The organism is Mycobacterium gordonae, from assembly GCF_001417955.2.
In the GTDB taxonomy this organism is placed as follows: Bacteria; Actinomycetota; Actinomycetes; order Mycobacteriales; family Mycobacteriaceae; genus Mycobacterium; species Mycobacterium gordonae_B.
Genome location: NZ_LKTM01000371.1, coordinates 17,064 through 27,296 on the forward strand (window position 1 = coordinate 17,064; position 10,233 = coordinate 27,296).

The window sequence follows — 10,233 nt, forward strand, 5'->3', positions numbered from 1 at the left end:
AGTTACTCCACACATGACCAATATGCACGCGGTTCGTACGAAAAATTTTGTGTTGCAGGCGGAGCAATGTCTCCGGTATGAGCTCAGGTCAAAGCGGTAGCAGCCGTCGCCTCGATAAGCGCTTCGGCGAAAGTTTCCAGGTCTTCCGCTGCGGTGTCAATATGCGGAGAGATCCGCAGCACCGGGCCGGTCAATTCCATCGGGGCACGTTGCACTCCCGCGTAGGTGGTCAGGATGCGGCGCTCGGCAAGCAACCACTCCCGCACCTCTTCCGGGTCGGCGCCCTCGGTGGGCGCCAAAGTGGTTATGGCGCTTGGCTCTTCGACCTCTTCGACCACCACCCAGCCGTCAACGTCGGCCAGCAGCCTGCGCGCGATGCCGCCCAACTCGGCCAGTCGCGCCCGGATCCGCTCCGGGCCGCGCGCCAGATGCTCGCCCACCGCTACCGAAAAGCCCACTCGCGCAGCCACATTCGCCTCACCGAAACCCAGTGGCACCCGCGGGATCAGCTGCTCCATCAGCTCGGGCCGCAACGCCAGCACGCCCACGCCCCGGGGCCCTGCCATCCATTTCCGCGACGATGAATACGTGGCGTCGGCTCCCACCGCGCAGTCGATCTGCCCCAGCGCCTGCGCGGCGTCCACCACCAACGGCACGCCGAGCTCGCGGCACAGCTCGGCCATCATCGCCAGCGGCTGGACGGTGCCCCGGTGGCTGGCCACCGGTGTCAGGTGAACCAGGTCTGGCGGGTTGTCTTCCAGCTGGAACGCCGCGTCGTCGATCGCCAGCCGACCGTCGTCGAGCGCAGGAAGCTGCCGCACCTCGAATCCGTGCGACTCCATCACCGCCAGGTTCGGCCCGTACTCGCCGGGCAGGCAGGCCAGCGTGCGCCTGTCCCGCGGCCAACTGCTCAACAGCACATCCAGCGCATTCAACGAGCCGGTGGTGTAAACCACCTCGGCATCGACCAGGCCGCAGAGCTTCGCGACGGCCGCGCGCCCCGCGTCCAGCACCGTGGCGGCCGCTTCGGCCGCCACGTATCCGCCGACCTCGCATTCGTGCAGCGCATGCTGGGCTGCCGCGTCGAGTGCCGCCAGGCTCTGCCGCGAGCAGGCCGCGCTATCCAGATGCAGCCCAGCAACAGGCGGCCGGGACTGGCGCCACTGCTGGGCCAGCTGTTCGGGATGGCTCACTTGGCGGCCAGCGACAGGCCGAAATCACCCGCCTCGTCGGTCCACCAACGGATCCTTCGCAAACCCGCGGCGGACAGCTCGTCGCTCACCGCGTCCGGGCGGAACTTGCACGAGACCTCGGTGATCATCTCCTCGCCGGCGCCGAAGTCGACGGTCAGGTCCAGCGCGTCGACACGTACCCGCTGGGGACGGGTGGAGCGCAGCCACATTTCGATGCGCTCCTCGTCGCTGTTCCAGCGTGCTACGTGTTCGAACGAGTCGACGTCGAAATCCGCGTCGAGTTGCCGGTTGATCACCGCAAGCACGTTGAGGTTGAACCGCGCCGTCACGCCGGCCGCGTCGTCGTAGGCCCGTACCAGCCGACCGGTGTCCTTCACCAGGTCGGTACCCAGCAGCAAACTGTCCCCAGGCTGCATCACCGCGGACAGCGAGGCGAGGAAGTCGGCGCGAGGCTCCGGCGTCAGGTTCCCGATCGTCGAGCCCAGAAACACGAACAGCCGCCGCCCACCACCGGGTATTTCGGCCAGGTGCTCCTCGAAATCACCACAGACCGCACTGATTTCGACACCTGGATACTCGTCCTGGATGGCACGGGCGGCCGCCGACAAAACGCTGGCATCGACGTCGAACGGTACGAAGCTGCGCAACGACGCACGGTCGCGCAGCGCATCGAGCAGCAACCGGGTCTTCTCGGATGTCCCGCTGCCCAGCTCGACCAAAGTGTCGGCCTGGCTTGCCGCGGCGATCTCGGCGGCGCGGGCTCGCAGGATCTCGGCCTCGGCGCGCGTCGGGTAGTACTCCGGCAGCCTGGTGATCTGGTCGAACAGGTCGCTACCGGCCGCATCATAAAACCACTTGGGCGGCAACGATTTCGGCTGCTGTTGCAGGCCCACGAAGACGTCGCGGCGCAGTGCGTGCAACGCGGAGTCCTCGGCCAGATGGTTGGACAGCGTGAGCGTCATCAGGATCCTTTCGAGCGGTTCAACGCAGTCAATTCGACGCGATCGCCGTTGACTTCCACCAGGTGCCGGTCGGGTATGTCTTCCCAGTCCGGGTCGTCGTCGTAGGGTTCGCTGGCCAGCACCACGCCGTCAGCACGGCGCAGGATCGACAAGGTGTCTCCCCAAGCCGTGGCAATCAGCCGAGAACCGTTGGCGGCCATGATGTTCAGCCGGGCCAACGGATCGGCGGCGCCCAACTCGACGATGGTGTCGCCCAATGCGTCCAACCCACGAGCGAAGATGGTGGCAGCCAGAACCGCACTGTCACAGACTGATTCGGCCGTGGCAGTGAGTGGTAAGACGGCGCGGTCGACAACGCCGTTGTGCGACAACAACCACCGTTCGTCGGTGAACGGCGCGGTGGCGCTGGCTTCGAGCGGCATGCCCACGGTCGCGGAGCGCACCGCGGCGACCACGCAATGACTCCGCAGCACCGGCGCAACCGACTCGAACGAGACGTCACCCCACAGCGGCGCGGGGCTGCGCCAGCGTCGCGGCGCGGGGCCCGGGCAGTCGTCAAAGAAGCCCACGCCCCAGCCGTCGGCGTTCATCAGGCCGTGCTTCTGCCGGCGCGGGGCGTACGACTGCACCCGCAGACCCTGCGGTGGGTCCAGGACCAGTGAGGAGACGCTGACCGGTGCACCGAGCCAGCCAAGATGACGACACATCAGGCGTCCCAGGCCAACCGGACACCCGAGAAGATCTGCCGCCGGTAGGGATGGTCCCAATTGCGGAAGCTGGGACGCAGGATGGACTGTTCGACCGCCCACGAGCCGCCGCGCAGCACCCGGTAGTCGCCGTCGAAGAAGGGCTGGGAGTAGCGCTCGTAGATCATCGGCACGAATCCCGGCCAGGGACGCAGCGGCGAGCTGGTCCATTCCCAGACGTCGCCCAGCAGCTGCTCGACGCCGTACGCCGACGCGCCGGACGGGTACGCGCCGACGGGCGCGGGCCGTAGCGCGGTGCCACCCAGATTGGCGCGCTCGGGCGTCGGCGGCTGGTCGCCCCACGGGTAGCGCCTCCGGGAGTTGGCCGCCGGATCCCAGGCGCACGCCTTCTCCCACTCCACCTCGGTGGGCAGCCGGGCGCCCGCCCAGGCGGCGTAGGCCTCGGCCTCGAAATAGGAGACGTGCTGCACCGGCTCGTCGCCGGGGATGTCCTCGATGTGGCCGAACCGGGCGCGGGTGCCGGCGTTCCAGAACTGCGGGGCGTTCAGCCCGGCCTGCTGTCGATGCTGCCAGCCGCGTTCGGACCACCACCGCGGCTGCGCGTAGCCCCCGTCGTCGATGAAGCCGCGCCATTCGGCGTTGGTGACCGGTACCCGTCCGATCCGGAAGCTGGGCACCTCAACGGTGTGGGCAGGCCGCTCATTGTCCAGCGAGTAGGGCTCGGCGGCGGCGTCGACGCCCAGAACGAACGGCCCGCCGGGCACCAGCACCGACGTTCCTGCCAGGTCGGGCCGTCCGGCGGGGACCTCCGAGGTCTCCTGCAACAGCGGCGCGCCGGTTCGCAGGTTCAATGCCTGAAGCATGGTCTCGCCGTGCTGATTCTCGTGGCTGATGACCAGTCCGAACTGGAAGTCGCCCGCGTCCGCCGGCAGAGCGTCCAACGCGTCCAATGCGGCATCGCGGACCGTGCGGCAGAACGACCGCGCCTGGGCCGGGGACAGCAGCGGAAGGTCCACCCGGCTGGCCCGCGAGTGCACGAACGCGTCGTAGAGTCCTTCGATCTCCGGAGCCAGCATGCCCGGCCGATCCGGGTTGCCGTCGCGCAGCAACCACAGGTCTTCCTGTTGACCGATATGCGCCAGGTCCCACACGAGTGGGCTCATCAGCGGGTCGTACTGCCGGCGAAGTTCGTCGTCGTCGAAATCCACCAGCCGCAACGTCCGCGCGCGGGCCCGCTCCAAATCGCCGGCCAACTGCTCTCGTGTTGTCACTGCTCCCCTTGCGCCGCGCGGGCGGCCTGCGCGACCGTGGCGGCGATTCCATGTTCGATGACGCGGTCGGAGAAGTCGTCGGCCGGACATCGCCCGGTTTCGACGTTGAGCATCAATTGCTGCATCGTGTCGGCGAGTTCGGCCGGAGCCCGCTCGGCGGCGATGGACAGGCACCGGTTGGCGGCCGCGTACAGCCGCCGATCGCGCAGGCCCAGCCGCGCTGCGGTGTCCCAGGAGGTGGCGACCGGTTCGACGGCCTCGGCGGCCAGGTCAGCGGCGGCCGGATCGTCGAGCAGGGTCGTCAGCGTGAAGACCAGCGCGGGCCAGACCGCGTCGGGAACGCTGTCGAGGTAGCGGATCTCCAGCCACTGCCGCGGCCGCACCGGGGGGAACAACGTGGTCAGGTGATATTCCAGGTCGGCGATGGTGGGGCGGCGGTCGCCGAGCAGCACCCGCCCATCCACCCAGTCGGTGAACGGCACGTAATACGTGACCGCCGTCGCGTCCGGAGCATGGACCATCATCACGGGCGCTTTCAGCGCGTACCGGGCCCAGTCAGTGCCGGGATCGTCCCCGCTGACTCCCAGCACGGGGCCGCAGCGCGCCGAGTCCATCTGACCCCACACCCACTGCCGGGTGGACTGCCAGCCGGAGAACTCGCCGGCCAGCATCGGCGAGTTCGCCGCGATGGCGATCATCGTCGGACCCAGCGCGTGCGCCAGGCGCACCCGATCGGCCCAGCCCGCCTGCGGTCCCGCGTCCAGGTTGAGCTGGATCGATGCCGTCGAAGTCATCATCGCCGCGCCAGCCGCGCCGCTGTCGCTGGCGGCGAAGAACTGTTCCATGGCGCGATACCGGGCGCCCGGGTTGATCCGCTCAGGCGACCGCAGCGGGTCTGCGCCCAAGAAGACCAACCCCAGACCGGCCTCGGCCAGCGCGCTCCTCAGCACGACCTGGTCGCCGGCCATCGCATCGATAGCGGGCAGCACGCCGTCGGCAGGCGGACCCGAGAGTTCGACGGCGCCGCCCGGCTCCACGGTGACGGCGCTGCCGCCGGGGAGCGGTTTGAGCCACTTCAGCACGGCGCTGATCTCGTCCCAGCTCGGCCGCCGCAGCGGATCGGCCGGATCGAAGCAGTGCGCCTCCAGTTCCAGACCGACGCGTCCCACCGGTCCATCGACAAGACAGCCTTCGGAGATGTGCTCCGCGACGGCGGCCGAGCTGGTCAGCTCGGCGTTGGCCACATCGATGTCGTCCAGCTGCGGACCCGCGGTAGCGGCGATGCGCGTCATTTCACGATCCCTCCGGGGCAGCTGGATGCGCAGCTATCGAAACGATAACCACCATCACTTCATCTTCCAGAGAGCACCGACATATTCCCGACCTTTTCAGCTGCACGAGGGAGATGGATACCCAATTCTCGCCTCGGCTACTGGCCCAGCGCGTTCTGCATCGCCCCGGCCAACACATTGACCGCCGGGCCGGCGTTGCCAGATTGGCAGACCTTGGCCTGGAGCAACACGTTTTCACGCAGCCGGGTTTGAACGAAGCACCGGCGATCGGTTCCCGCCTCCTGCTTGGTCCAATTCGCGTCGGTGGCCCCGGCCGGGCCGCCGGAGAACGACCACACCTGGGTGGTGCCGTTGTCCAGATGCATCGCGGTGGTCTGACCCGAGCAGCCCACCGTGCGGTCGACGACACGGTGGAAAGCCCGGTCGGCCGCGTCGTTGGTGGCGAAGACTCCGACCGCCTGCTTGACGAGGTGATTCTGGTCGCTGGCCGACGTCTGCGCGGTGGCCCCGTTGAACGCTGCCAGGTCGGGGTCGTTGTACACCTCGGGCAGGCCGATCTCCGCCCAGTTGTTACAGACCGGCAGATCCACCGAGTAGGCCTGGAACGGCTCGGTGAACACTGCTTCCCACCCCATCGGGGCGCCGACGATGTTGCCGACCGATCCCTTGCCGAGCACGGCGTAGGACACCACTCCCGGTTCCGACGGATGGGCCGCAGCGCTGGCCGCGCCGCCGATGGCCAGGCCGATGCCCACCGCTGTGACGGCAAGCCGCATCCGGCTTAGACCCGGGCCGAGACGGTGACGTCGACGTTGCCCTTGGTGGCCTTGGAGTACGGGCACACCTGGTGGGCCTGGTGGACCAGGTCGTCGGCCGTGCCCTGCTCGAGGCCCGGCAGGTGGCCGACGATCACGCCGGTGAGCCCGAACCCTCCGTCGGAGTCCTTGCCGAACCCGATCTCGACCGTGACGTCGGTGGCGTCATCCAGCTTGACCTTCGCCTTGCCCGCCACCAACCTCAGCGCACCCAGGAAGCAGGCGGCGTAGCCGGCGGCGAACAACTGCTCGGGGTTGGTGCCCTCGCCGTTGCCGCCCATCGCCTTCGGCGGGCGGGTGTCCAGGTCGACCCGACCATCGTCCGACTTGACGTGGCCGTCGCGGCCGCCGCCCGTCGCCGTGGCTGCCGTGGTGTAAACGACTTCGATGCTCATGGGCTCGATCATGCCAGCCGCGACCGTGTCAGCCGAGGTTCGCCCGGACCCCCTCTTCGACCTTCTTACCCAGATCGGGGTCCACATTGCGCCAGTACTCGAAGACCCGGGACAGCACCGGCTCCTTCACACCCTTGGATACATGTCCAATGATGTTGTGAGCCAACCTATCCCGCGCTTCGTCGTCGAGAACCTCGCGGACCAGCGTGCCGGCCTGGCTCCAGTCGTCATCGTCGGGACGCAACGTGTAGGCCGCGCGAATCATTTCGCCGTCGGCCTGCCAGCGCACCTCGGCAGCACGCGCCGGATCTGCGTGCGGGCCGCCGAAAGAGTTGGGCGCGTACACCGGATCGGTCGCGTTCTTGATCCGCATGGCCCCGTCTTTGGAGTAGCTGTTGACCTCCACCTTCGGCGTATTGACAGGAATCTGTTTGTAATTCGTGCCGAGCCGGGCCCGGTGTGCATCGGAGTAGGAGAAGCCGCGCGCGAGCAACATCTTGTCGGGGCTCAGGCCGGTGCCGGGGACGATGTTGTTCGGTTCGAAGGCCGCCTGCTCGATTTCGGTGTGATAGTCGGTGACGTTGCGAGTCAGCGTCAGCTTGCCGACGTCGATCAGCGGGTAGTCGCCGTGCGGCCACACCTTGGTCAGGTCAAAGGGGTTGTAGCGGTAGGTCTTTGCCTCCTCGAACGGCATGATCTGCATCTTGAGCGTCCAACTCGGGAAGTCGCCGCCTTCGATGGTTTCGTACAGATCGCGCTGGTGGTAGTCGCCGTCCTCGCCGGCCAACCGGTCGGCGTCCTCCTGGGTCAGGTAATCGACCCCCTGGTCGCTGATGAAGTGGTACTTCACCCAGAAGATCTCGCCGGCGGCGTTGATCCAGCTGTAGGTGTGGCTGCTGTAGCCGTTCATGTGGCGCCAGGTCTTGGGGATGCCGCGGTCGCCCATCAGCCAGGTCACCTGGTGCGCCGACTCCGGCACCAGAGTCCAGAAGTCCCACTGCATCGTGTGGTCGCGCAGATTGGTTGCCTGCATCCGCTTTTGGGAGCGGATGAAGTGCTGGAACTTCATCGGGTCGCGGATGAAGAACACCGGCGTGTTGTTGCCGACCATGTCGAAGTTGCCCTCCGACGTGTAGAACTTCAGCGCGAAGCCGCGTGGGTCGCGCCAGGTGTCTGGGCTGCCCCGCTCGCCCGCCACCGTGGAGAACCTGATCAGGGTGTCGGTCTTGGTGCCAGGCTGAAACACCGCCGCCCTGGTGTACTTGCTGACGTCATTAGTGACCTCGAAGTGGCCGAAGGCGCCACCGCCCTTGGCATGCGGTTGGCGCTCCGGGATGCGTTCCCGGTTGAACTGCGCCATCTGCTCGATGAGGTAGTGGTCCTGCAGCAGAATCGGGCCGTCGGGACCCAGGGTCAACGACTGCTCGTCGCTCGGGGCGGGGCTGCCGCCGTCTGTGGTGGTGTAGCGTTCCGTCATTTTTCGCAATCTCCTCTAGCTGAACAGTCGAAAAATCAAGCGCATAGCGGTAATTCGGGCGGTCTAACTGTTGATACCCCGCGGCTGCGCCACGAAACTAGGGGCGGGTGGGCGGTGCGCTCGGAGCGGACGTCGGCGTTTGACCAGGGCTCGCACCGGGTGGGACCGCACCGGGTGCGCCGGGACCACCCGGACCGCCGGGGAAGCCGGGGGCCATCCCCGGCGGCGGCGGGCCACCCGGGTACCGGAACTGCCAGCCGGGGCCGCCATAGCCGCCGGGACCGTCGGGGTGGAACATGCCATGGTGGTGGTGACGGTGGTAGTAGCCATGTCCGCCCCCGAAGATCATGGCAGCGGTGAACAGCAGGGTGGATGCGATGAATACGATCCCCGCGACGATCACTACCCAGGCGGCCACCACGTAGAGGCGCGGCGGCTTCTCCCGGTACACCGGCCTGGGCGGCGGCGCGGTGTCGACCGAAGCCGGTGGAACTGGGGGTTCGGGTGTATCACTCATACCTTCGAATATGGTCCAGCCCAGCAGCAGCGTAAAGGGGCGCGGTCACAAAGTTGCCGTGAATTGATGAAGCCCGGCGCTCGCGGTTTGAGCGCCGGGCTGTCGGTGGAGCGCTTTCAGCGACCGGGTGTGGGCGAAGGAGTGACGGACGGGCTCACCGAGGACGGCACCTGGGCGGGTCCACCGGGTCCGCCGGGTCCAGTGCCCGGGCCGACCTGCTGCTGGCCCCCATTGGTCGGGAATCCCGAGCGGTGCATCATCGCCGGGTGGTGCTTGTGGTGCCGGTGGTGTCCCCCGCCGTGCCCGGCGGCCAGGCCCAACCGGAACCCGGTGAAGAAGATGACCGAGACGATGAAGACGATCCCGGCGACGATGGCCACCCACGCCGCGGCCTTGAAGACCTTGGGTGTCCGGTGTTCAACCCGCTCAGCGGGCGGTGGGGGTGCTACTGCGGTCGAAGTCCGCGCAGTGGGGGTATCAGAAATTTCGCTCATGCCACGAATGATCAGGGCCGAACAGTAGTGACCGCTATGCGCTACTTAGGTAGCAGCTGTGAGGTGAAACCGGCCGCGGGCAGGCACTTTGCTTGCCGGCGCGCTCTGCTGCGCAGACGGATGCCGGCGCATCGCCGCGTCAAGCTCGACCGCCCGCCGTCTGGCGGCACGCCACCTGCGGTGGGACTGCAGGTAGACCACTGTCGGTTCTTGAACTCGCGCCATGATCGTCCATTCCTTCCAGCACACCTGATGTCTATCTGAGCAGGTCACGAGCATTTCGCGTAGGGACTGAAGTCCTCACTGTCACCGAAATGAGACCTTGGCCGAACCGCACGAAGAGAGACCTCGGCCTCAGGACTGGGGGTCTAAAGGCCCTACTTGAGCCTGACCGGCCGAGCGAACCATGAGCTCTACTCCACAACGGCGTAGGAAGTCGGGGCCATGTCGTACGTGATTGCATCAACGGACCTTGTTGCGCTGGCGGCGGGAGATTTGTCGCGGATCGGTTCATCCCTCGGCGCGGCCAATGCCGCGGCCGCTGCGTCGACAACGCAGCTACTGCCAGCGGCCGCCGATGAGGTGTCAACGGCGATCGCGCGGTTGTTCGGCACCTTTGCCCAGGATTATCAGGCGCTCGGTGTGCAGACCGCACTGTTCCACGACGAGTTCGTCAGGACTCTGCATGCGGCGGCAGGTGCCTATGCGTCGGCCGAGGCGGCCGGCGCGTCGCCTCTGCGGGCCTTCATGGATGTGGTCAATGCTCCCGCCGAATCGTTGTTCCAGCGTCCGTTGTTCGGCAATGGCGCCGACGGCGCCCCCGGGACCGGGCAGGCGGGCGGACCCGGCGGAATCCTCTGGGGCAACGGCGGCAACGGCGGCTCGGGTGCACCCGGTGCGCCCGGCGGGGCGGGCGGCTCCGCCTTCCTCTTCGGACAGGGGGGCGCCGGAGGTGCTGGTGGGGCCGGTGCTACCGGCTTTGCCGGCGGCGCCGGCGGCGCAGGCGGTGCCGGTGGTTGGCTCCTCGGTGGCGGTGGTGCCGGAGGCGTCGGCGGGGCCGGCGGAGCGGGTGGCTTCGCCGGCGGGGCCGGCGGTGCCGGCGGCGCTGGA

General features: G+C 67.7%; 11 protein-coding genes. 1 reads left to right on the plus strand and 10 read right to left on the minus strand.

Annotated elements, in window-relative coordinates:
- Nucleotides 1-83 precede the first annotated feature (83 nt).
- The 10 genes from egtE to AO501_RS30765 all read right to left on the minus strand — a co-directional run bounded on the left by egtE (nt 84) and on the right by AO501_RS30765 (nt 9,132).
- Nucleotides 84-1,193, minus strand: a complete 1,110-nt coding sequence (egtE, locus tag AO501_RS30720) for an ergothioneine biosynthesis PLP-dependent enzyme EgtE (RefSeq protein ID WP_055581353.1) — start codon at nt 1,191-1,193, stop codon at nt 84-86.
- Entirely contained in the window at nt 1,190-2,155 is a 966-nt protein-coding gene (egtD, locus tag AO501_RS30725) for an L-histidine N(alpha)-methyltransferase (RefSeq protein ID WP_055581354.1), read from the minus strand. The genes egtE and egtD overlap by 4 nt, the downstream gene beginning before the upstream one ends.
- The gene (gene egtC, locus AO501_RS30730) at nt 2,155-2,862 is read right to left on the minus strand and encodes an ergothioneine biosynthesis protein EgtC (RefSeq protein ID WP_055581355.1); all 708 of its coding nucleotides are present in this window, start codon (nt 2,860-2,862) and stop codon (nt 2,155-2,157) included. Before egtC ends, egtD begins: the two co-directional genes overlap by 1 nt.
- The gene (gene egtB, locus AO501_RS30735) at nt 2,862-4,133 is read right to left on the minus strand and encodes an ergothioneine biosynthesis protein EgtB (RefSeq protein WP_055581356.1); all 1,272 of its coding nucleotides are present in this window, start codon (nt 4,131-4,133) and stop codon (nt 2,862-2,864) included. Before egtB ends, egtC begins: the two co-directional genes overlap by 1 nt.
- Nucleotides 4,130-5,425 (minus strand): ergothioneine biosynthesis glutamate--cysteine ligase EgtA, encoded by a 1,296-nt coding sequence (egtA, locus tag AO501_RS30740; protein WP_055581357.1) that lies wholly within the window; start codon nt 5,423-5,425, stop codon nt 4,130-4,132. The genes egtB and egtA overlap by 4 nt, the downstream gene beginning before the upstream one ends.
- Nucleotides 5,426-5,562: 137 nt before the next feature.
- Nucleotides 5,563-6,201 carry a sensor domain-containing protein gene (locus AO501_RS30745; RefSeq protein WP_055581358.1) on the minus strand — a complete coding sequence of 213 codons (639 nt, stop codon included), beginning with the start codon at nt 6,199-6,201 and terminating at the stop codon, nt 5,563-5,565.
- A 5-nt stretch (nt 6,202-6,206) separates the two neighbouring features.
- Nucleotides 6,207-6,635, minus strand: a complete 429-nt coding sequence (locus AO501_RS30750) for an organic hydroperoxide resistance protein (RefSeq protein WP_197419980.1) — start codon at nt 6,633-6,635, stop codon at nt 6,207-6,209.
- Nucleotides 6,636-6,663: 28 nt separating this feature from the next.
- The gene (locus AO501_RS30755) at nt 6,664-8,112 is read right to left on the minus strand and encodes a catalase (RefSeq protein ID WP_055581360.1); all 1,449 of its coding nucleotides are present in this window, start codon (nt 8,110-8,112) and stop codon (nt 6,664-6,666) included.
- Nucleotides 8,113-8,209: 97 nt separating this feature from the next.
- Complete coding sequence (locus tag AO501_RS37510) at nt 8,210-8,629, minus strand: hypothetical protein (protein WP_055581361.1); 420 nt, start codon at nt 8,627-8,629, stop codon at nt 8,210-8,212.
- Between the two features lie 116 nt (nt 8,630-8,745).
- Nucleotides 8,746-9,132, minus strand: coding sequence for a hypothetical protein (locus tag AO501_RS30765; RefSeq protein ID WP_371935029.1), 387 nt, complete (start codon nt 9,130-9,132; stop codon nt 8,746-8,748).
- Between the two features lie 435 nt (nt 9,133-9,567).
- Between AO501_RS30765 and AO501_RS30770 the strand changes: the two genes are divergently transcribed.
- Nucleotides 9,568-10,233 (plus strand): PE family protein (locus tag AO501_RS30770; RefSeq protein ID WP_055581363.1); only part of this gene is annotated, 666 nt, incomplete at its 3' end.

Bases quoted from the DNA above. Each gene is read 5' to 3' on its own strand.
- AO501_RS30755 (WP_055581360.1), bottom strand. From the start codon at position 8,112: ATGACGGAACGCTACACCACCACAGACGGCGGCAGCCCCGCCCCGAGC.
- AO501_RS37510 (WP_055581361.1), bottom strand. From the start codon at position 8,629: ATGAGTGATACACCCGAACCCCCAGTTCCACCGGCTTCGGTCGACACC.
- AO501_RS30750 (WP_197419980.1), bottom strand. From the start codon at position 6,635: ATGAGCATCGAAGTCGTTTACACCACGGCAGCCACGGCGACGGGCGGC.
- egtA (WP_055581357.1), bottom strand. From the start codon at position 5,425: ATGACGCGCATCGCCGCTACCGCGGGTCCGCAGCTGGACGACATCGAT.
- egtD (WP_055581354.1), bottom strand. From the start codon at position 2,155: ATGACGCTCACGCTGTCCAACCATCTGGCCGAGGACTCCGCGTTGCAC.
- AO501_RS30745 (WP_055581358.1), bottom strand. From the start codon at position 6,201: ATGCGGCTTGCCGTCACAGCGGTGGGCATCGGCCTGGCCATCGGCGGC.
- egtC (WP_055581355.1), bottom strand. From the start codon at position 2,862: ATGTGTCGTCATCTTGGCTGGCTCGGTGCACCGGTCAGCGTCTCCTCA.